The sequence below is a fragment of the Natrinema pallidum genome, assembly GCF_005890195.1.
GTDB classification, from domain to species: Archaea; Halobacteriota; Halobacteria; order Halobacteriales; family Natrialbaceae; genus Natrinema; species Natrinema pallidum.
Genome location: NZ_CP040637.1, coordinates 3,184,786 through 3,205,550, shown reverse-complemented (window position 1 = coordinate 3,205,550; position 20,765 = coordinate 3,184,786). Strand labels below are relative to the sequence as shown.

Genomic DNA, 20,765 nt, shown 5'->3' with positions numbered 1-20,765 from the left:
GTGTCGCCAGCTGGGTTCGGCTCCCGTCGGCCGACCGCGCCCGGCTCAGACTCGCTCTATGATCGTCGCGATACCCTGGCCGAAGCCGATGCACATCGTCGAGAGCGCGGTGTCCTGGTCGGTCCGCTCGAGTTCGTGGGCCAGCTTGGTCAGCAACATCGCGCCGGTCGCGCCCAGCGGGTGGCCGTGGGCGATCGCGCCGCCGTTAACGTTGACGTCCTCCCAGGGCGCGCCGGTCTCCTCGAGCCAGGCGGCGACGACCGACGCGAACGCTTCGTTGACTTCGAAGCGGTCGATATCGCAGACCGACATGTCGGCTTTCTCGAGGACGTTCTCCGTCGCCGGGATGGGGCCGCGAAGCATCGTGACGGGGTCGACGCCGACGACCTCGGTCTGGACGATGCGGGCCATCGGCTCCCAGCCGTGTTCTTCGGCGGCCGCTTCGCTCGTGATCAACAGCGCACAGGAGCCGTCGACGATCCCCGAGGAGTTGCCAGGGTGGTGAACGCCCTCCCCCTCCTCGCGGAACGACAGCGGGAGGTTGGCGAGCGTTTCCTCGTCCGTGCCCGGCCGCGGGTGTTCGTCCCGTTCGACGACGATCGCCTCGCCCTCGAGTTCGGTCTCGACTGGCACGACCTGATCGTCGTACCGGCCCTCGTCCCAGGCCTCTTTCCAGCGCCGCTGGGAGTCGACGGCGATCCCGTCGAGGTCCGATCGCGTGAAACCGTAGTGCTCCGCGATTCGCTCGGCCCCTTCGCCCTGCGTGGTCAGCTCGTCGAAGTGGTCGAAGTAGGTGTCGGTCAGGCCGTCGCCGTCCGAGCCCATCGGGACGCGGGTCATGTGTTCGACCCCGCCGGCGATGAGGACGTCGTGCTGGCCGGCCATGACGTTCGCCGCAGCGAAGTTGGCCGCCTGCTGGCCCGATCCGCACATCCGATTGAGCTGTACGCCGGGGACCACATCGCCCCAGCCGGCGACCATGGGCGCGAGTCGCCCGATATTGAGCCCCTGCTCGCTCACTGGGGACACACAGCCGTAGATGACGTCTTCGATCGTCCCGGGCTCGAACCCGTTGCGCTCGCGCAGGGCCTCGAGCGGTTCGGCGGCCAGATCCTGTGGGTGCGTGTCCCTGAACGAGCCGTCGCGTTTCCCGAACGGCGTCCGGACGGCATCGACGATGACTGCGGAGTTCATGACGTATGTTTGAATAGTTCTCCGTTCGTCATAGCTGTTGTGCATATATCCGTGGTCGCCCGTACTGGACTCGTTCCGCCGCTGTCGGAGTCTTTCCCGGCCGTGGAGTCTGCTATCACTCCACAATAATTAAGTCAAATAACGAAGTAGTCAATCGAGCAATGGACCTTGGCATTCGGGACCGGACCGCGGTCGTCACTGGCGGTGCGGGACGGATCGGAAGCGCGGACTGTCGACTGCTGGCCGAGGAGGGCGCAAACGTCGTCGTCCTCGACGTCGATGTCGACGGCGCGGCGGAGATCGCCGTGGAGATCGACGAAACCGCGGACAGCGGTGCGGCGATGGCCTTCGAGTGTGACCTCACGGACCGCGAGGACGTCGCCGACTCGATGGCCGAGGTTCGAGACGCCTTCGGCGGCGTGGACATCCTCGTCAACAACGCGGCGATGGTCGACGCCCGCTCGCGCATTGGCGACTACGACGACGGGATCTGGGACCGGGACATCGAGATCAATCTGACCGGTACCTACAACATCAGCACGGAACTGTTCCCGCGGATGTGCGACCGCGGCTGGGGGCGGATCGTCACCATGTCCTCGATGGCCGGCTGGTATGGCGGGTTCGGTCAACTCTCCTATTCGGCGACGAAAGCCGCCATGATCGGCGTCGGCCGGACGATGGCCCTCGAGGGTGCCCAGTCGGGTGTCACGTCGAACGTCATCGCGCCGAACATCGTCGTCGGGGACTGGGCGGACATGAACCCCGACGAACTCCGGGCGAACGTCGACGAGTACTTCGCTCGCATCGCCGAGGCCACCCCGATGCGTCACCTCGGCACGGAGGAAGACGTGGCCAACATGGTCACCTACCTCTGCTCGGAGCAGGCGTCCTACGTCACCGGGCAAATTATCGGTGTCACGGGTGGGATTGACCTGTTTAGCTTCTGAGAGGAGCGACTGTCCGTCGGTGACGGCATCCGCACGATGGTTCGCGGGTGCGCCGGGCAATCGGTACGACAGTCCGTCTGAGGCGGTGTCAGTGGCTCGAGTTCACTGTCCCGCTCATAGTTGCGTGCTCCGTGAGGCAATGCCCTCGAAACCCGGGCTGTAGTAGTTGACGGGCTCGGGGTCCGGGTGCGTCGAGCGTTCGATAGCGCCGACTCAGTCCACGATCCCCATCGTCTTCGCGATCGTGTTGAGCTGAATCTCGTCGGTTCCCTCGACGATCCGCAGGATCCGCGCCTGATGGACCAGGTCCATGTAGGGGTGGTCCTCTGCCAGCCCGTTGGCTCCGTGTACCTGCACGGCCGCGTCGGCGACCTCCCAGAGGACGTTCGTAGCGAACCACTTCAGCACGGACGCATCCATCACCGTCCGCTCGTCTTGGGCCATCTTCCAGGCGAGTTTGAGCCCCGCCGCGTCGGCCGCGTAGGTCTTCGCTCGCCCCCGCGCGAGTTTCGTGGAGACCTGCTGGAAGTTCCCGATCGTCCGCCCGAAGGCCTCGCGCTCGGTGACGTACTCGCCGGCGTCCTCGAGCAGGTACTCCGCGTATCCCACGGCTTCGGCACCCAGCTCGAGCCGGCCAAGTGAGAGGAACTCCATCGCAGCGTAGAAGGCCTCGTCGACCTCACCGAGCACGCGATCCTCGGGGATTCGAACGTCGTCGAGCACGATCTCGGCCTGCATCCCCTCGGCACCGACGGCGTTGTTGTACGAGCCGAGTTCGTACTCCTCGCGCTCGACGATGAAACACGTGATGCCACCGTAGCGGCCGGCCTCCTCCTGTGGGGTCGTCCGAGCGAACAATTGGACGAAGTCGGCGTAGGGCGCGTTGGTGATCCACTGCTTGCGGCCGTTCAGCACCCATTCGTCGCCGTCTTTCTCCGCGGCTGTGCCGCTACGTTCCGAGGCGCTCCGCGCCTCGTTCTTCTCCGCGGTGGTCTCCATGTTCGGCGAATCCGATCCGTAACCCGGCTCGGTCTGAGCGAACGCCGTCGATTTCTCCGCCCGAACGGTCGGCGCGAGGTAGCGCTCGACCTGCTCGCCTTTCGCCTGCAACAGGAGCGGTTTCGGCCCTTCCGGCCCGGCGAGGACGTAGCGCTCGAGGCCGCCGCCGTGAGCTGCGAGGTGTTTCTTCGCCCGGTACCAGGTGACCGGCGAGACGCTCTCGCCGCCCGCGGCTTCGGGCAGGTTCATCGCGTAGAAGCCGCCCTCCGCGGATCGACGCCGTATTTCTTCGCGGGCCTCGAGCACCTCGTCGGTCCAGCGCCCGTTCTCGTGGTGTCCCTTCCTGGGATTGGTATAGACGTCTCCCAACTCCTCGACGATCGGCTCGACTTCGCGCTCGATGAACTCGTCGAGACTGTCGAGGATCAATTCGGTCTCGCCGTCGGTGTCGAAACTCACGCCGCCAGTGGTGTTTGCTACCATAGTAACATCCGTCGGTGATCGCCCGCCTCGAGACCGAGGCCATCGAGCGCGCCCGCGAGCTGGTTGATCCGCTCGTCGGCGTCGGCGTACGTGTACCGGTGCGTGCGCCCGCCGGGCAGTTTCGTCACCAGTTCCCGGTCGGAGTACAGGTCGACCGCCCGCTCGCGGAATATGTCACGCGTTAACTCGACATTCCTCATGGTCGTCCTACATATTCCATCCAGTAGCTTATTAGTTGGGGCGAGTGCGTCCTCGTGACGGGACAACTGGCCGTCAGCGGATGATGCCCGCGTCGCGAAGGGCGGCTCGCTCGGCGTCGTCGTAGCCGACCGACGCGAGCAGCTCGTCGGTGTGTTCCCCATGCTCCGGGACCGATTCGTCGTGAGTTTGGGGCACGTTCGACCCTCTCGCGGGAAAGCCGATCCGCGGCGGCGCGTCCGCGGGCCGTTCGATCAGGCCGCGAGCCTCGAGTTGGGGGTGCTCGAGGGCTTCGGCCGGCGTACACACCGGCCCGACCATCGTCTCCTCGCTCAGGTCCGCCAGCCACGCGTCCCGCGATCGGCTCTCGAACAGCGCCTCGAGTTTCTCGCGGACGGCCGCCAGTTCGGCCGGGTCGTCGGTGCCGTGAGCGTCGATCAACTCCTCGCGGTCGACTTCCTCGCAGAAGGTCGTCCAGAACTTCGGCTCGAGCGCCGCGAGGGTCACGTATCGTCCGTCGGCGGTCTCGTACACGTCGTACCAGGGAAACGTCCCGGTGAGCGGGGTCTCGCCGGGCCGGGGGTCGCCGCCCGTGAGTGCTTCGTGGGCGACGGCCTGCGAAAAGGAGGCGACCACGTCGGTCATCGCCACGTCGACGTACTCGCCGCCGTTACCCAGCGCCCGCGACAGCAGCCCGCCGACGATCGAAAAGGCTGCAAACAGCCCGCCGCCGAGGTCTCCGATCTGGTAGCCCGGGATCTGCGGGGCCATCGATTCGTCCTCTCGGGTCATATCGAGTAATCCGGCCACACCGACGTAGTTGAGATCGTGTCCCGCGCGCTCGGCGTCCGGACCGGTCCCTCCGTAGCCCGACAGCGAGCAGTAGACGAGGTCGTCGTTGTACTCGAGCAGCGTCTCGTAATCGATTTCGAGCTGGTCGGCGACGCCCGGCCGGAACTGTTCGAAGACGACGTCCGCGTCCGCGACGAGTTCGTAGAACGCCTCGCGGCCGGCCTCCGACTTCAGGTCGAGCGCGATACTGCGCTTGCCGCGATTGACGCTCTCGAACAGCGCGCCGACGCCGCGGCCGGTCGTCGGCGGGATATCGCGGGCGTAGTCACCCCTGTCCGTATCCTCGACTTTGATCACGTCCGCGCCCGCATCGGCGAGCAGTTGCGTCGCGTACGGCCCGGGTAACAGGCGCGACAGATCGAGTATCCGCACCGAATCGAGCTGCATGGTCCCACGTGTCGATCCGCCCCCAAAAGCCTACTGTCGCCGGTCGTGCCGGGATCGGAACCGTCGGGTTCGTCTCACGGCATCAGTCGTCGCCCTCGAGCGACACCAGTTCGTCGACGTCCGGAATGTCCGCCGCGGCGTCCGTGATCTGTCGCATCCGGTCGGTGTGCTTCGTGACCGCGTACTCGGCCAACTGTCCGTCGTCGAGCCCGACGCGCTCCTCGGGGTCGTCGGCCTGATACCGGTCGTCCTCCGTGATTCCCTGGACGAGCGGGAGCAGGTCTTCGACGGTCGTCTCGATGAGGTGCGGGTCGACCCCCTCGGCAATGAGCTTCTTGAGTTGATTCATTCCGAAGCCGACGTGGCGTCCTTCGTCGCTGCGGATCTTGGTAAACCCCTGGACGAGCCCCGGCAGATGTGGCAGGTCGTCGAACTCGCCGCCGTAGGAGGTCTGCATCCCGTAGTATCCCGTCTGGGCGAGGATGCCTTCTACCGTGAGATGGTAATGACAGTAGGCTTTCGCACGGGTTTCCGGGGTGTCCTCCTCGAGCAGCCGGCGCTGCGCTTGCCGGTTGCGGTTGAACAGTTCGATGTAGGGATCGTTGAACCACCGGTCGTGACGCGGGTTCGATCGCTCCCACCCCAACTCGTCCTCGACCGTCCAGACGACCTCGCGCCAGTACCGATCGAAGAAGTCGGCGTGTTTGGCCTCCTCGTACAGCTGTGTCGTCAGGAACAGCTGGTCGTCGATGTCGTCGAGGACCGTCCCCAGCGGCGCGAGGTCCTCCGTGACCGCGTCCTCGCCCGCCCCGAACTTCGCGATCCCGTTAAGCATCCCGTACCACGGCTCCCTGTCGTCGGTCTCCGTCTCGTCGATGAACGCGAGCAGGTTCTCGACGTCGCGCTCGAGGTCGATCTCGCCGGGGTCCCAGTGGCGTTCGACCGCGTTGCGATAGTAGCGGTTCGATCGTGACTCCCGATCCATCATCTCGGTTGGCGTGTACTCAGTTGCCATACCTCATGCTTTACGCCGCGACTATTAAATGTGTACCAGCTGTCGTTACGAGTCGATCGAACCGGCCGGCGTGAGAGCCGACAGGGCGCTCGATAGCCGCTTTCGCGGGCGTTCCCGTCGATGTGCTCGTAGCCACCATCCCGTCGTGTCGTTGCGATTCCGGCCGCTCTCGGCCCGGCAGTTTCGGCGGCCGTCGCCGGTTGTCTCGAGCGTTGCCAAGACCGATGTCGACATCCATGTCGGGTAGGGACATGGCACGAAAGAGCGCTACCGTCGGCGGCGGCAGCATGGGTTCCGTATGGCACAGGGACTCGCACGTCGCGGCTACGAGGTGGCCGTCCGCGAGATCACCGTCATCGCCAACCGCTGTCACGCGGCGATATGTGAGGAGGCCCGGCAGATCGTCGACGAGGGAATCGCGACGGAGGCGCAAGTCGACAAGGCGCTCTCCGTCGTCGGTGTTGCTCTCGAAGTCGTCGTTCCAGAGACATGGTTCCCGACCGAAAAAGGGGGAACGGGTATCCGACTCCCGTGGCACCACGGTATTACCACGCCCTCCCCACCCGATTCGCTCACTCACTCGCGTTCGTTCGCTCATCCCTCGCGCAACGTCGTCGACTGCCCTCGCTGTCACTCGGGCAGCCGACAGCGCGCGCCACCGCAGGTTTCGGAATCGGTCCGGCGTGGGACGCCGTCCGTCGTCTTCCCCACTATTTCCCTTCGAATTCGGGCTCGCGGTCCTCGGCGAACGCCGCTGCCCCCTCCGCGTGGTCCTCGGTCTCGAGGAGCCGCTTGAAGAGGTGAGAATCGTATTCAATCCCTTCCTCGAGCCCGCTGTGAACGGCCATGTCGGCGGATCGCTTGATGGCCTGCACCGCCAGCGGTGCCTGACCGGCGAGGTCGGTGACGAACTCGTCGACCGCGTCGTCGAACTCGTCGTCGGCGTAGACGTGGTTGATGATGCCCTCCTCGTCCGCTCGCGTCGCGGAGATGTGGTCGCCGGTCATCGCGAGTTCCTTCGCGACGGCGGGGCTGGCCAGTTTGCTGACGTATTGAACGCCGCCGGCACCCGGCAGGATGCCGAGGGTGACCTCGGGGAAGCCAAAGGTGGAGGTCTCGCTGGCCAGCCGGAAATCACAGGCCAGCGCGGTCTCGAGGCCGCCGCCCAGACAGTAGCCGTCGATCTTCGCGATGACGGGCGCGGGGAACTCCCGGATGACGTCGTAGTGCGACCGTGCCGAGGTGCCGCCGGCCGACGCCTCGGAGAAGCCGCCGACGTCCGCGCCGGCACAGAAGGCCTTCTCGCCGGCCCCCTCGAGCACCACGGCGCGCAGGGCGACGCCGTCGGTTTCCTCGTTCCGCTCCTCGAGCAGTTCGAGCCCCGTGACGATATCGGCTCGCAACTGTGCGTTCAGGGCGTTCAGCGCGTCCGGGCGGTGCATCGTGAGCGTCCCGACGCCGCGATCCTCGTCGAACGCCACCAGCACTGTCTCGAGTGATTCGTCCATGGGTGATGGTCACTGCTACCGATCAAAAAGGTGTCCGGTTCGACTCCCGCCTCGAACGGCGACTCCGACCGCCCGTCGGGGCCGGCGACTGCCAGTCGCCGACCGAGACTCCCGTCCCGAAACGATACGAAAGCCGTCACGATACGAAACCCATAGGAGAAGCGACACGAAGACCGATGCGGAGTGGAGCGGACAAGTCGCCCGCTCAGAACGCCTGCAGCTCCTCGAGGACGGCCTGCGCGCTGCCGTCGGCGATGACCTCGCGGGCCTGCTCGAGGCCGTCTTCGACGCTGTCGACGTCCTGACGGGCGTACATCCGAAACGCGCCGTTGAGGGCGATCGCGTCGGCGAAGTGATCGTCGCGGTCGCCGGCGAGAACCGCCTCGGTGATCGACGCGGAGTCGGTCGCAATGTCGTCGACCGCGAGGTCCGATCGCTCCATTTCCATGCCGTACGCGGCGGTCTCGATCTCGTAGTCCGCGAAGGATTCCTCGCCGTCGTCGCCGACCTGATCCCATTCGGCGACCTTCGTGTAGCCGGGGCGGATGTCGTCATACCCTTCCATCCCCTGGAAGAAGATCGCACGGGAGTATCCGAGCTGGTCGCTTTTCGTGATGAGATCGGTTAGCTTCTTCGCGAACGCGAGGTGGTAGAACGAACCCAGATGGACGTCGGCGTTCGCGGGGTTGGCGACGGTCTCGATGGTGTTGACGAACGTCCGAACGCCCATTTGGTCGCGTCGATCGTAAAGGTCGTCGATGCCGGGGTTGAACGCGGGCTGGTAGTAGAAGCCAAAGCCGGTCTCGTCGACCATGTCGGCGCTTTCGGTCGGCTCGAGCTCGGTACGGACGTCGAGCTCCTCGAGGACGTGTTTGTATGCCGGCGCTTTCTGGGAGGGAACGTAGTCGCCGGAGTGGACGACGACCGGCGTGCCCGCGGCGGCGGCGACGACGCCGGCACCGACGCCGAGGATCGCGGAGGTATCCTTGCCGTCGTAGTTCGCACCGCAGTCGACCGGATCGGCGTCGGGCTCGGCGGTAACGACCGACTCCTCGCGCATGACATCGGTGTAGGCCGCCAGCTCCTCGGGGTTGTTGCGCTTCCAGCGGTTGGCCAGCCAGAACGCGCCGAGCGTGGTCGCGTCCGGCTCGCCCGACAGAATCCGCTGGAAGGCCTCGCGAGCCTGCGCGCGGTTCATGTCGTCGGCCGATTTAGGGCCCGAGCCGACGACCTCCGTCATCAGGCGTTTCAACGGCCATTCGCCGAACTCCTGTGTTGCCTGCGCCATGTGCACTCGTTGGGACGGCCGGCGCAAAAACCTCCCGTTTCCGGTCCCTTCGCGCGGTCAAATGACGGGATTCGGCGGTGCGGACGGCTCTCGAAAACGGCGCGCGGACCGGTGGGTAGTGCGGCGGTTCGGTCATCGGTGAACGGCCTCGAGCATCAGGGTTCGATACAGTTACGAAATGTTATAGATCGCCATCCGTAGGCCAGTGTTACGGACACGACGAGTCGACGACGGAACGGCTGTGAGCGGATTTGATCCCGCTCGTAACCGCCGCGTGTTCCGGAGGTGTGCCGGGTTCGGTCCGCGAAACGGGCGCAGTAAGACGGTCCTGAGACTTCCCGCGGACGCGCAGTGGGCGCGAACTGAACGCATAGCTATGTATCCCGGGCGCGAACGCGAGGGCGTGAGTGATTCGCGTGCGAGTAGCGCCGTCTTCGCCACCGTCCTCCTCGTGCTCGCGAGCGGCGGTGCCGGCGTCCTTACAGGCCCCGCGCCCGCGTCCCACGCGTCGGCCGTCTCGGCCGTCGAAATGCCCCAGTCCCGACTCCTCCAGGCTGCCGACGACGCCGACGACAACGTCACCCGTCGCCACAGGAATCCGCGCGAGTACGACGCGGACGGTGATCTCGAGGCGGCGACCGACGGAAACCTCTCGACCGCCGACGCGGCGATCGAGGCGGTAACCGAGGAGATCCGTGGGGTGATCGCTCGTCACCCTCGGTCGCCGTAATGGCGACACTGCCGACCGGGAGGCGATCGTCGCACCCTACTACGGGATCACACACGTCCCCGTGGTGTCCTGCGAGCCGGCTCGAGCGGACCCGAAAACGATACGGCCCCCTTCTCCCTAGGGCAACCAATGAGCACCCTGTCGGGGAACTGGCGAGAGGCCATCGACGACGTGGACGCGGCGCTGATCGACGGCTATCAGAGCGGCTTCCCGATCGAAGAACGTCCGTTTCGCCGCGTCGCTGCCGACCTCGGGATCGACGAAACGGCGGCAGTCGACCGCGTCCACTCCCTGCGGGAGACCGGCATTGTCCGTCGGTTCGGTGCGGTCCTCAATCCGCCCGTGATCGGTTCGTCGACGCTTGCTGCGGTCCAGGCCCCCGCGGATCGCTTCGACGAAGTCGCGGCGATCATCAACGACTACCGGCAGGTCAACCACAACTACGCTCGCGACCACGAGTGGAACATGTGGTTCGTCGTCACCGCCGGCTCGCAGGACGCTCGCGACGAGATCCTCACCGATATCGAGCGCCGGACCGGCTGTGACGTTCTGAACCTGCCGATGTTGACGGACTATTACATCGACCTCGAGTTTCCCGTCGTCAACGGCGACCGCTTCGCACGCGAATCGCTCGCGGAGCGACTGGACTCCGCGGCGACCCGAATCAGCGAGGAAGCGACGGGCGATCTCTCCGCGCTCGAGGCCGACCTGCTGCTCGCGGTTCAGGACGGGTTCCCGCTGTCGGCGACGCCGTACCGCGACATCGCCGACGAGATCGGCGATGATGTTGCGGACGTGCTCGCGGCCGTCGAGCGACTGCTCGAGCGCGGCTGTATCAAGCGCATCGGCTGCGTGATCAACCACGTCGTGACGGGGTTCGACGCCAACTGCATGGTCGTCTGGGACGTGCCCGACGAGTCCCTCGACGAGTGGGGCGAGCGAGCGGGCGGACTGCCGTACGTTACCCTCTGTTACCACCGGCCCCGCCGACCCGACCAGCAGTGGTCGTACAACCTGTTTACGATGATCCACGGCCGCGATCCCGAGGCCGTCGACGCGAAGATCGACGAACTCGCCGCCGACTACCTCCCCGTCGACCACGAGCGCCTGTACTCGACCGAGACGCTGAAACAGACCGGCGCGCGCTACGACGAACTGGTCGGCCGCTGAGTCGATCCGGCGCGGACCAGACTCAGTCTGGTCCTGGTCCGCAAGGCGTGCCGTAGCCACGTGTCGGGTGATTCCGGTGGCTTACAGGTCGGAGAGCGTTTCCCGCCCCCCGCTTCGGAACTCGAGACCCCGGCCGTCGAATGAAATTGGTCCCTAACCAGCGAGTCGAATCGAGCGTCGATCGCACCGTCCCGAATACCCCGGGCGTCGAGTGTAAGCACTCAAAATCGGCCGATAGATGTTCTTGTACCGGCCTTCACGAATCAGGGCACCCCAACTGTCGAATGAAATGTGATGGCGAGACATGCCCCCTTCGAGCGGCGAGTGATCTGTCATCCACCCCAGGTGTCGAGTGAAATCATCCGAAAGACGGTTCGAACCGAACGAGCGACTCCCGAGTATCGAATCCGGACCCGCCCTAGCGGACCACCCCGGCTGTCGAGTGAATTCCCGTCGCTACGTTCGATCGAGTTCGGAAAAGCGGTTGTCGTCGTGAATAACGGCCTGTACGACGGACGGGTCCTCCAGGAGGTAGTAGTAATTCGTCACGCCGCTGCTGTACCCGCGTCCGACCCGTTCGGTCCGTCCGAGAATATCGAGGAAGACCTGCTCGTCGAGTTTATCGCTCATTCGGCGCTGCGAGAGCGTTTCGATTCCGAGAGCGCTGTCCGACGTGATAGTCTGATACATCTCGTAAATCTCACGGGTCGCGAACTCTTCCCGATCGCTGTGTTGCTCCGCGAGCAGCGACAGCGCGTATACGGACGCCTTGATTTGTGTCGGCTGCCCCTCGAGCAGCTGGGAAAACCGGTCGATATCGGCCCTCTCTCGAGCATTGCGTACGTGCTCTTCGGTGACTTCCTCGGCGTCCCCGTCCTTTGCCAGTTCGCCGGCGTTTCGGAGGATATCCAGGGCTTTCCGCGCATCGCCGTGCTCCTGGGCAGCGAACGCGGCGCTCAACGGGATGACGTCGTCCGAGAGAACGCCGTCCCTGAAGGCATCCTCGCGGTTGGACATGATCTCGCGGAGTTGGTTCGCATCGTACGGCGGAAACACGAACTCACGATCCTGCAGACTACTGAGGATTCGTTCGTCGAGCGATTCCTTGAACGAGATTTTGTTGCTGATCGCGATGATCCCCACGTTACAGGAGTCCAGCTTACCGGCTTCCCCCGCGCGGGACAGTTGCATGAGAATCTCGCTGTCTTGGAGTTTGTCGATCTCGTCGAGAATGATGATCGCGACATCGTAGCAGTGGTCGAGGATCGACCAAAAGCGCTCGTAGTAGACATCGGTCGATAATCCGGTAACGGGGATGCTGATGCCCGTTTCTTCCGGATCGTTCAGCGTCTGTGCCAGATTGATCACGACGCGCGTTTCGGTCTTCGTCTGCGTACAGTCGACGTACGCCCGCCCCAGTTCGGTCCCGTTTTCGACCGAATACTGCTGGGCACTTCTGGTCACGTGTTTCGCGACGAGCGATTTCCCGGTTCCCGTTTTGCCATAAATAAGCGTGTTTCGGGGGGACTGGCCTTTCACCGCGGGATGAATGCTCGAGGCGACGTTCTTGATTTCGCTGTCCCTGCCGATGATCCGGTCCTCGTTCGGAACGAGGTCGATATCGAGGAGTTCCTTGCGGCTGAATATCGGGTCCTCCGTCGCCCAGAACTCCTCGAGGGACCCGTTTTCGCCACCGGTGCCGTCTTCCATACCCGTCACGTATCAATGGAGCTTATTTATAGCCTGGTGATCCGGAGACACCAGCTGTCGGATGTAGATCGCGGAGATAGGTACAAAACGAGCCTGTGTAATCGATATCATACAGCGACCGATTATCCTCCTGTCGAATGAAATGGATCGCACAGCGGCAGGGTGTCCAGTCCGTGATCAGTGACTGAGATCACCTCGCGGAAGCGTACCTTGCGGGATCGCAGTGGAACGGACTCCCACACCCCAGGTGTCGAGTGTAGATGTCCGAAAAGCTGCTGTAGAGCGTGTGATCGGTGGGTGTAGGGATCGCTTCTGCCTTATTCTAGTTACAGTCGTGGTAGAGTACGGATATCATTTCTATCTATCGATTATAAACCTTTCCAACTCTAGTTCTCCTACTCTGACGTGAGCCGTTCATCCGATACCTGATTGCTGCCTATATCAGTCGTACTCGGGCTCTCCCGCGGCTATTTTCCTATCTACACTCGACACCCGGGGTGTGCGTGTCATCTATAATTCTAGATATATAATGGTCGACCGAAGCCAACACGTACAATCCGTGATCGTCGTCCCGGGTCACGCCACATCGCCGTCGTCCCGGGTCACGCCACATCGCCGTCGTCTCGGGTCACACGACCGTCGATATCGGCTCCGGCTATGCCATCCGGTTACTCGAGCGCGTCGGCGACGACTTCGATCGGCGTCGGCGGCTCCGCCGAGGCGTCGGGCCTGTTCTCGAGTTGGGTCCGACAGGAGGCACCGGGAGCGACGACACGGTCGCCCGCGCTGTCCGCGATCTGGTCGTACAGAATGCCGGCGATGGCGTCGCTCATCGAGGCGTGTTCGGACTCGTAGCCGAAACTGCCGGCCATGCCACAGCAGCCCGAATCGAGCGGCTCGACCGCGTAACCGGCCCGCCGGAGGACGCCGACGGCGTGGTGGTCCTTGGCCACGGACTTCTGATGACAGTGGCCGTGATAGATCACGTCGTCGGTCGCCGCACGGTCGTCGAACGCGATGTCCTCGTCCAGACGGAACGTATCGACGTACTCGCAGACGCCGTAGGTCGCGTCCGCGAGCGTCTCGGCGGCCGCCGAGGGAAGCAAGTCGCGGTAATCGGACTGGAACATGACCGCGTCGGAGGGCTCGATGACGACCACGTCCCAGCCGTTGGCCACCCGTGGTGCGAGCGTGTTGACGTTCTCGCGGGCGGCGTCCGTCGCCTTCTCGAGGAAGCCCTTCGAGAACGCGGGACGGCCCGTATCGCCGAGGTCGTCGGGGACGGTGACGTGGACACCGGCGGCCTCGAGCACGCGGACGGCGGCCGTTCCGGCCTCGGGATGGCTGTAGTTGGTGTAGGTGTCGGGATAGAGGACGGCCTTGCGGGCGGCGTCGGCTTCGCTCACGCGAGCGCCGCCGCGCTCGTCGAACCAGTCCCGGAACGTCGTCCCGTGAAACGTCGGCAGCGGTCGGTCGGCATCGATTCCGAGGGTCACCTCGAGCGCCTTGCGTGCGCCCGGGAGCTTCGGCAGGGCGTTCGAGAGCGGGGCGAGTTTGCTCCCCCATCGCGAGAGGGTTCCGACGTTGGCGAAGAGCCGGTCCCGGAGCGTCGCGCCGTTTCGCTGGTGGTACTCGTGGGTGACCTCGGCCTTGAGCTTCGCCATGTCGACCTCGCTCGGACAGTCGATGGCACAGCCCTTGCAGCCGATACACAGCCCCATCACCTCCTCGACGAACTCGTCGGAGGCGGCCTCGTCGGGCTCGAGATCGCCGCTCATCGCCTGCCGGAGCGCGTTCGCCCGCCCACGAGTCGCCGTGATCTCCTCCTGGCTCGCCCGATAGGTCGGACACATCACGCCGCCCGTGGTCTCCTGTTCGCCGCGACAGCCACCACAGCCGTGACAGAGTTCGACCATCCCCTGCATACCGTTGTCGTTGTCCCACTCGAGTACGGGATCGAAACCCGCGTCGAACTCGTAGTCGGGATCGAACCGCAGGTTCTCCCGCAGGTCAGTGGGCTCGTCCTCGCGGAAGACGACCTGGCCCGGGTTGAGGAGCCAGTCGGGGTCGAAGGCGGTCTTGAGGTCTCGAAAGGTCGCCCAGAGGTCGTCGCCGTAGCGCTTCCGGTTCCACTGGGTCCGGGCGCGACCATCGCCGTGTTCGCCCGAGACTGAGCCCCCCAACTCGACCACGAGGTCAGTCACGTCGTCCGCGATGCCGTGGAGCTGCTCGAGGCCGACCTCGGTCTTCGTGTTCACCAGCGGCCGGACGTGGAGCACGCCGGGGCCGGCGTGGGCGTAGAAACTGGCATAGGTGTCGTGTCGCTCGAGGATCGCCTCGAACTCCGCGACGAACTCGGGGAGCTTCGCCGGCGGGATCGCGGTGTCCTCGATGAAGCTGATGTGCTTCGCATCGGTCGTCCGCGAGAGCAGGATCGGGAGGCCGGACTTGCGGAGCTTCCAGAACTTCGCGCGCTCGGCCTCGTCGTAGGCCTCCAGCGCCTCGAGCGCGAGGGGGTCGGCGTCGCTGGCGGGGGCGTCGTCGGCCGGCTCCCCCGCCGGCGTCGCCGACGGCACGCGGTCGGCCAGCAGGCCCGCGACTCGTTCCTCACCGTGGGCCGTCTCCTCGGCGTAGAACTCCACGAGCAGGACGGCGTTGGTCCCGTCGGGCAGCATTGCGGTGACGGGCCCGAACTCCGCGGTATCGCGTGCCAGATCGAGCAACACGTCGTCTAACACTTCAACCGCCGCGGGATCGTGTGCGAGGATCGGCTCGACGTCTTCCATCGCCTCGTGGAGGTCGCGGTAGCACAGCAGGGCGACGGCCTTCGTCTCCGGGACCGGCTCGAGCGAGACGGTCGCTTCGGTGACGATCGCCAGGGTCCCCTCGCTGCCGGCGAGCAGGCGCGCGAGGTTGACGGTCCCCGGCTCGCCGGTGTCCTCGCCGCCGGGCAGGTCCTCGCCGCGAGCCTCGGCGACGAGTCGGTCGAGGTTGTAGCCGGACACGTTGCGCTTGAGATCGGGATACGTGTCCGCGATGCGATCCGCGTCGTCCGCGAGGATGCGCTCGACCGCGGCGTAGATTCGGCTCTCGAGGTCGCCGTCGGGGTCGGCCCGCTCGCCGATCTCCGCGACGGTGACTTCGCCGAACCGGGTCACGGTACCGTCGGCGAGAACGACTTCGACCTCTTCGATATAGGCGTCGGTTTTGCCGTACTGCAGCGAGTGCGACCCGGTCGAGTTGTTGCCGATCGCGCCGCCGATGGCGCTCTTGTCGCCCCACGCGGGATCGGGTGCGAACTTGAGACCGTGGGGTGTGAGAGTCTCGTTGAGCGTCCCGAGGATCGTTCCGGGCTGGACCGTCGCGGTCCGGGCGTCCGGATCGATCTCGAGGATGTCGTTCATGTACCGCGTGAAGTCGAGCACGACGGCCCGGTTGACCGTCTGCCCGGCGAGGCTCGTCCCGCCGCCCCGTGGGAGGACCGGAATCCGCCGTTCCGCACAGTACTCGAGGATGCCCGCGACATCGGCGGTCGACTCGGGGAAGGCGACGGCGATCGGCGTCCGCTCGTAGGCGCTCGCATCGGTCGCGTACAGTTCGCGCGAGTAGGAGTCGGCCCGGACCTCGCAGTCGCCGATCGTCTCGAGGTCAGCGACCAGGGCCGGGCGATCGACATCATCGCTTTGATAGTCGTAGTTCGCTCGCCGGTCGGCGGCCGGGTCGGCGCTCGGCTCCAGGGACATACGTCACCCTTACGCAGGCGCGGCTAAAAGTACCCGCGTTCCGACGGTCCGTCGCGGCTCTCCCCCGCTATATCGGAGTCGTCTACCCGGCCCGACACATCGGTCGGCGGGAAACGGTGATGCCGGATGGTGGCTCTCGGACCACCCGGCCGATACGCGGTTGTTTCGATGCCCGCTACGGTGACCGAATCGAAAAGTGGCCCCGTCGTTTTTCCACGTGCGCCCCCGGGGCCGCCGCCCGATCGGCGGGCGGTACTTCTAGTAGCCGCGGCGTCGAAACAAACGATCTGCCTAACTAGTTGGGGTCTCTCTGTTCGGGGCCGTCCCGCAGCGTGGCGACCGACGACGGCAGCGTTACGCGTCGCCGCCCCACTCGCCGCTCATGCCGACGCGCTCGCCGTCTTCCCAGACGTAGTAGCCCTCGCCGGACTTCTTGCCGAGCTTGCCCGCACGGACCTTTCGGCGCAGTGACTGGGGCGGCTTGAACCGCTCGCCGAGCTCTTCGCGAAGGTGTTCCGCGATGTGCAGGCGGACGTCCAGTCCGACGTGGTCGGTCAGCTCGAGGGGTCCCATCGGATGCCCGTAGCCGATCTCCATTCCCTCGTCGATGTCGGCCGGGCTGGCGACGCCCTGCTCGACCATCCGGATCGCCTCGAGTCCAAGCGCCAGTCCCAGCCGCGACGTGGCGAAGCCGGCGGTGTCCCGAACAACTACGTCTGCCTTGTCGATGTCCCGGACGTAGTCGACGGCGAACGCCTCGGTGCGCTCGTCGGTCTGCTCGGCGATGACGATCTCGACGAGGTCCATGATATGCGGCGGGTTGAAGAAGTGCAGCCCTACCGCCCGCTCGGGATGCTCGAGGACGCTTGCCATCTCGGTCACCGACAGCGAGGACGTGTTCGACGCGATGACCGTCTCCTCGCTCGCCGCGTCCTCGACGTCCGCGAAGACCTCCCGTTTGAGGTCCATATCCTCCGGTACCGCTTCGACGACGAGGTCGGCGTCCGCGACCGCGCCCGCGAGGTCGGTCGTCCCCTCGATGCGCTCGAGGGCCGCGTCCATCTCGTCTTCGGTGAGTTTGTCCCGGTCGACACCCCCCTGGAGGTTCTCGCGGATTCCCTCGAGTCCGTCCTCGACGAGGTCCGCTTCGATGTCCCGCAGGACCACATCGTGGCCCGCCATCGCGGAGACCTGTGCGATTCCGTGTCCCATGCTGCCGGCTCCAAGAACTGCGATTCGCATGTGAGAGGGCACAGCGGAAACGCCCAAAAGCGTTCCCGTTCGAACAACTGCGCCCCGTCTCATCCCTCCCATCCGCGAACACACGGCGCGTGCTGCCGACCGTGCTCACGTCCGACGCGGGCCTCGAGCGACGAGCAGCGGACGCAGGGCGGTATGACCGCACACACCCCTTCGCAATCACGTGTCCGGAGACACGCCCATCAAGAGATGGTTTCATCAAAAGAAATATATTTTTCAAGAATCTATTTGGGCACGGATGACTGTCCCGTACCGACTCCGAACGCTCGGCACAGTCAGCGTCTATGCCATCTGTCTCCTCCTCGCCGGATTCGTGTTCGTGGCGGAGCCGACCGACGCGCTGATCGCGATCCCGATCGGCTCTGGTTCGCTGCTGCTGGTCCATGCAGTTACGACGAACCAACTCGACGAACTCGGGTCTGCGATCATGGGTCTGTACGGCGCGCTTCTGCTGACCTCCGTGAGTCTCGGTCTCGGACAGGTGTTCGTGATCGGTCGCGGCGACGCTCCGATCGATCCCGTCGGGACGACAGGGACGGTCGCAATGACAACCGTACTGGTCGGCGGCTATCTGCTCGCGACGCGATAGAGAGGACCAAAGACGGGACCGCCGCGCCGCGCGGAACCGAGAGCGCCGCTCGCTACTGTAGATCGTTCCGTCCGGGCACTCGTCAGCGGCGAACGCACGGTGTCCCGATCGACGGCCGAAACCGCTCGAACGGAGCTACTTTAGTGTCGGAGCGCGAGGTACTCACTACCAATGAGCGATCGGCAGCCAGTCGTCGTCCAGGCAGTCAGAACGCCGCAAGGGAAACACGGTGGTGTCTTCGCCGAGACCGGCAGCGAGGATCTGTCGGTTCCGCTCGTCGACGAGATGCTCGAGCGGACCGGTCTCTCGGGCGAGGACGTCGACGACATCCGGTGGGGGTGTGCCAAGCAGGTCAACGAGCAAAGCAACAATATCGCGCGGGTGATCGCCCTCCTGTCGGACCTGGGCGAGGGCGTCCCCGGCACCACGATCGACCGGCTCTGTGCCTCCTCGGCGGAGGCGATCATGAGCGCCAGCGACGCGATCCGAGCGGGCCAGCGCGATGTCATCGTCGCCGGTGGCGTCGAGAACATGTCCCGCAACGAGCGCCGGAAGGGGATCGACTCCTACGCGGGCATCGCCGAGCAGTACGACGCGGCCGGGCTCGCGATGGGCCAGACCGCCGAGACAGTCGCCGACAAGTACGACATCAGCCGGGGCCAGCAGGACGAATACGGCGCGCGCAGCCAGCAGCGGGCCTGTAAAGCGACCGAGGACGGCAAGTTCGACGCGGAGATCGTCCCGATCGAGACCGAGGCGGGCCTCGTCGAGGAGGACGAGGGGCTCCGTCCCGGCACGACCAAAGAGAAGATCGCCGGCCTTCCGCCAGCGTTCCGCGAGGCGGGTACCGTCACCGCCGCCAACGCCTCGCAGGTCTCCGACGGCGCTGCCGGCGTCCTCATCACCAGCCGCGAGTTCGCCGAGCGGGAGGACCTCGAGATCATGGCCGAGATCGAGAACCACAACGTCGCGGGCGTCGATCCGACAATCATGGGTGTCGGCCCGGTCCCAGCGGTGCGGGGAATCTGGGAGCGCAACGGCCGCTCGGCCGACGACTACGACCTCGTGGAACTCAACGAGGCCTTCGCGAGCCAGACGATCTACTGCCGGGACGAACTCGGCTTCGACGACGAGCGGTTCAACGTCAACGGCGGGGCGATCGCCATCGGCCATCCGCTCGGCGCGTCGGGTGCCCGCCTGCCCGTCACGCTGATTCACGAACTCCAGCGCCGGGGCGGCGGGCTGGGGCTCTCGACGATGTGCGTCGGCTACGGGCAGGGTGCGGCGATCGAGTTCCGCGTACCGGCGCAGTAAGGGCGACTCGAGTCGCCGGTCGACCGAACGGGCTCGAGCCCCCTTTTCTCGCGCCAGTGATCGCTGCGAAATCCGAATCCGAGAGTACGAATCAGATCGTCGATGGAGGCCGTACTGACCCTGCGAAAGCGTGACAGCGATCCCGGTATGGACTGCACACAGATCGATGGTTCGCATCCCGGAGCCGTCCGCGAGCGGAGCCCGATTACAGGATCTGGTCGGCGATGATGTTCTTCTGGATCTCGCTGGTACCCTCGTAGATCTTCGTGATGCGGGCGTCGCGGTAGTAGCGCTCGGCGGGGTAGTCCGTGACGTAGCCCGAGCCGCCGTGGACCTGAATCCCCTCGTCGGCGACTTCGACCGAAATCTCGCTCGCGAAGTACTTCGCCATGCTCGAGTACTGTGCGGCGACGTCCTGGTTTTCCTGCTCGACCTGGGTCGCGGCGCGGTAGGTCAGCGAGCGAGCGGCCTCGACCTTGGTGGCCATCTCGGCGATCTTGTGCTGGATAGCCTGGAAATCCGAGATCTTTTGGTCGAACTGCTCGCGCTGGTTGGCGTACTCGATGGCGGCGTCGAGTGCGCCCTGAGCGGCACCGACGGCCTGGGCGGCGACGCTGGTGCGGCCGGAGGCGAAGAACTCCATCAGCTGGTAGAAGCCCTCGTCAACCTCGCCGATGACGTTCTCCTCGGGGACGCGAACGTCGTCGACGACGACCTCCGCGAGGTCGGAGGCGCGGATGCCCAGCTTGTTGGTGATCTTGTCGGTCTCGATACCGTCGCGGTCCATCTCGACGAGGAAGGCGGTGATGCCCTTGTGGCCCTCGTCGGGGCTGGTCTTGGCCATCAGGACGCCGACGTCGGCGACGGTCCCGTTGGTGATCCACATCTTGTTGCCGTTGAGGACGTACTCGTCGCCGTCCTTCTCGGCGACCGTCTCGATGCCGGCGACGTTCGAGCCGTGGGCGGGCTCGGAGATCATCGAACAGGAGGCGGTCTCCCCGTTGGCGATCTTGGGCAGCCACTTCTCTTTCATCCAGTCGTCGCCGAACTCGATAATCATGTCCGTTCCGAAGCCGGCGGAGCCGACGGCCGAGCCGATACCGGGGTCGGCACGCCAGAGCTCTTCGGTGACGATCGTCGAGGAAATCTTGTCCATCCCGGCACCGTCGTATTCGATCGGGATGTTCGGCGCGACGAAGTCGTATTCGGCGGCCTTCCTGCGCAACTCTTCGGGATACTTGTGCTCGCGGTCGTGTTCCTCGGCGACCGGTTTCAGCTCGTTTTCGCCGAATTCGCGGACGGCGTCACGGATCGCCTCGTGCTCAGCGGACAGCTGGAATGCCATATCGTTTGCTTGGTGTCGTCTTACAAAGTAGCT

The 20,765-nt window shown here is 65.2% G+C and carries 16 protein-coding genes; 5 read left to right on the top strand and 11 right to left on the bottom strand.

Going from position 1 to position 20,765, the window contains the following annotated elements:
• Window positions 1-45: 45 nt before the first annotated feature.
• Window positions 46-1,194 (bottom strand): thiolase family protein, encoded by a 1,149-nt coding sequence (locus FGF80_RS15955; RefSeq protein WP_138655103.1) that lies wholly within the window; start codon window positions 1,192-1,194, stop codon window positions 46-48.
• A gap of 161 nt (window positions 1,195-1,355) precedes the next feature.
• Between FGF80_RS15955 and FGF80_RS15950 the strand changes: the two genes are divergently transcribed.
• Entirely contained in the window at window positions 1,356-2,141 is a 786-nt protein-coding gene (locus FGF80_RS15950) for an SDR family NAD(P)-dependent oxidoreductase (protein ID WP_138655101.1), read from the top strand.
• 213 nt (window positions 2,142-2,354) lie between these two features.
• Here FGF80_RS15950 and FGF80_RS15945 read toward each other — a convergent pair whose 3' ends face one another.
• The 6 genes from FGF80_RS15945 to FGF80_RS15915 all read right to left on the bottom strand — a co-directional run bounded on the left by FGF80_RS15945 (window position 2,355) and on the right by FGF80_RS15915 (window position 8,871).
• Window positions 2,355-3,623, bottom strand: coding sequence for an acyl-CoA dehydrogenase family protein (locus FGF80_RS15945; RefSeq protein ID WP_138655099.1), 1,269 nt, complete (start codon window positions 3,621-3,623; stop codon window positions 2,355-2,357).
• Window positions 3,617-3,823, bottom strand: a complete 207-nt coding sequence (locus FGF80_RS15940) for an AMP-binding protein (RefSeq protein WP_138655097.1) — start codon at window positions 3,821-3,823, stop codon at window positions 3,617-3,619. Before FGF80_RS15940 ends, FGF80_RS15945 begins: the two co-directional genes overlap by 7 nt.
• Window positions 3,824-3,896: 73 nt before the next feature.
• The gene (locus tag FGF80_RS15935; RefSeq protein WP_138655095.1) at window positions 3,897-5,060 is read right to left on the bottom strand and encodes a CaiB/BaiF CoA transferase family protein; all 1,164 of its coding nucleotides are present in this window, start codon (window positions 5,058-5,060) and stop codon (window positions 3,897-3,899) included.
• 82 nt (window positions 5,061-5,142) lie between these two features.
• The gene (locus tag FGF80_RS15930; protein ID WP_138655093.1) at window positions 5,143-6,075 is read right to left on the bottom strand and encodes a ferritin family protein; all 933 of its coding nucleotides are present in this window, start codon (window positions 6,073-6,075) and stop codon (window positions 5,143-5,145) included.
• Between the two features lie 710 nt (window positions 6,076-6,785).
• Complete coding sequence (locus tag FGF80_RS15920; RefSeq protein WP_138655091.1) at window positions 6,786-7,583, bottom strand: enoyl-CoA hydratase/isomerase family protein; 798 nt, start codon at window positions 7,581-7,583, stop codon at window positions 6,786-6,788.
• A gap of 205 nt (window positions 7,584-7,788) precedes the next feature.
• Complete coding sequence (locus tag FGF80_RS15915; RefSeq protein ID WP_138655089.1) at window positions 7,789-8,871, bottom strand: anthranilate phosphoribosyltransferase; 1,083 nt, start codon at window positions 8,869-8,871, stop codon at window positions 7,789-7,791.
• 403 nt (window positions 8,872-9,274) lie between these two features.
• Here FGF80_RS15915 and FGF80_RS15910 point away from each other — a divergent pair, with 403 nt between their 5' ends.
• Entirely contained in the window at window positions 9,275-9,601 is a 327-nt protein-coding gene (locus tag FGF80_RS15910) for a hypothetical protein (RefSeq protein ID WP_238705307.1), read from the top strand.
• A 129-nt stretch (window positions 9,602-9,730) separates the two neighbouring features.
• Entirely contained in the window at window positions 9,731-10,771 is a 1,041-nt protein-coding gene (gene ahbB, locus FGF80_RS15905) for a siroheme decarboxylase subunit beta (RefSeq protein WP_006183949.1), read from the top strand.
• 456 nt (window positions 10,772-11,227) lie between these two features.
• Here the strand turns inward: ahbB and FGF80_RS15900 are convergent, their stop codons facing one another.
• The 3 genes from FGF80_RS15900 to FGF80_RS15890 form a co-directional block, all read right to left on the bottom strand.
• A complete protein-coding gene (locus FGF80_RS15900) occupies window positions 11,228-12,481 on the bottom strand; it encodes a Cdc6/Cdc18 family protein (RefSeq protein WP_006183948.1) in 1,254 nt (417 codons plus the stop codon).
• A gap of 668 nt (window positions 12,482-13,149) precedes the next feature.
• The gene (locus FGF80_RS15895; RefSeq protein ID WP_138655087.1) at window positions 13,150-16,224 is read right to left on the bottom strand and encodes an FAD-binding and (Fe-S)-binding domain-containing protein; all 3,075 of its coding nucleotides are present in this window, start codon (window positions 16,222-16,224) and stop codon (window positions 13,150-13,152) included.
• Between the two features lie 354 nt (window positions 16,225-16,578).
• Window positions 16,579-17,466, bottom strand: a complete 888-nt coding sequence (locus tag FGF80_RS15890) for a 3-hydroxyacyl-CoA dehydrogenase family protein (RefSeq protein ID WP_138655085.1) — start codon at window positions 17,464-17,466, stop codon at window positions 16,579-16,581.
• Window positions 17,467-17,722: 256 nt separating this feature from the next.
• Here FGF80_RS15890 and FGF80_RS15885 point away from each other — a divergent pair, with 256 nt between their 5' ends.
• On the top strand, window positions 17,723-18,073 hold the full coding sequence (locus FGF80_RS15885; RefSeq protein WP_138655083.1) for a hypothetical protein: 351 nt from the start codon (window positions 17,723-17,725) through the stop codon (window positions 18,071-18,073).
• 171 nt (window positions 18,074-18,244) lie between these two features.
• Window positions 18,245-19,387 carry a thiolase family protein gene (locus FGF80_RS15880; RefSeq protein ID WP_138655081.1) on the top strand — a complete coding sequence of 381 codons (1,143 nt, stop codon included), beginning with the start codon at window positions 18,245-18,247 and terminating at the stop codon, window positions 19,385-19,387.
• A gap of 205 nt (window positions 19,388-19,592) precedes the next feature.
• Here the strand turns inward: FGF80_RS15880 and FGF80_RS15875 are convergent, their stop codons facing one another.
• Complete coding sequence (locus FGF80_RS15875) at window positions 19,593-20,732, bottom strand: acyl-CoA dehydrogenase family protein (RefSeq protein ID WP_006183943.1); 1,140 nt, start codon at window positions 20,730-20,732, stop codon at window positions 19,593-19,595.
• Window positions 20,733-20,765: the final 33 nt, after the last annotated feature.

Coding starts and splice junctions, on each gene's coding strand:
- ahbB (WP_006183949.1), top strand. CDS start 9,731: ATGAGCACCCTGTCGGGGAACTGGCGAGAGGCCATCGACGACGTGGAC.
- FGF80_RS15955 (WP_138655103.1), bottom strand. CDS start 1,194: ATGAACTCCGCAGTCATCGTCGATGCCGTCCGGACGCCGTTCGGGAAA.
- FGF80_RS15890 (WP_138655085.1), bottom strand. CDS start 17,466: ATGCGAATCGCAGTTCTTGGAGCCGGCAGCATGGGACACGGAATCGCA.
- FGF80_RS15900 (WP_006183948.1), bottom strand. CDS start 12,481: ATGGAAGACGGCACCGGTGGCGAAAACGGGTCCCTCGAGGAGTTCTGG.
- FGF80_RS15950 (WP_138655101.1), top strand. CDS start 1,356: ATGGACCTTGGCATTCGGGACCGGACCGCGGTCGTCACTGGCGGTGCG.
- FGF80_RS15935 (WP_138655095.1), bottom strand. CDS start 5,060: ATGCAGCTCGATTCGGTGCGGATACTCGATCTGTCGCGCCTGTTACCC.
- FGF80_RS15895 (WP_138655087.1), bottom strand. CDS start 16,224: ATGTCCCTGGAGCCGAGCGCCGACCCGGCCGCCGACCGGCGAGCGAAC.
- FGF80_RS15915 (WP_138655089.1), bottom strand. CDS start 8,871: ATGGCGCAGGCAACACAGGAGTTCGGCGAATGGCCGTTGAAACGCCTG.
- FGF80_RS15945 (WP_138655099.1), bottom strand. CDS start 3,623: ATGGTAGCAAACACCACTGGCGGCGTGAGTTTCGACACCGACGGCGAG.
- FGF80_RS15930 (WP_138655093.1), bottom strand. CDS start 6,075: ATGGCAACTGAGTACACGCCAACCGAGATGATGGATCGGGAGTCACGA.
- FGF80_RS15880 (WP_138655081.1), top strand. CDS start 18,245: ATGAGCGATCGGCAGCCAGTCGTCGTCCAGGCAGTCAGAACGCCGCAA.
- FGF80_RS15875 (WP_006183943.1), bottom strand. CDS start 20,732: ATGGCATTCCAGCTGTCCGCTGAGCACGAGGCGATCCGTGACGCCGTC.
- FGF80_RS15920 (WP_138655091.1), bottom strand. CDS start 7,583: ATGGACGAATCACTCGAGACAGTGCTGGTGGCGTTCGACGAGGATCGC.
- FGF80_RS15940 (WP_138655097.1), bottom strand. CDS start 3,823: ATGAGGAATGTCGAGTTAACGCGTGACATATTCCGCGAGCGGGCGGTC.
- FGF80_RS15885 (WP_138655083.1), top strand. CDS start 17,723: ATGACTGTCCCGTACCGACTCCGAACGCTCGGCACAGTCAGCGTCTAT.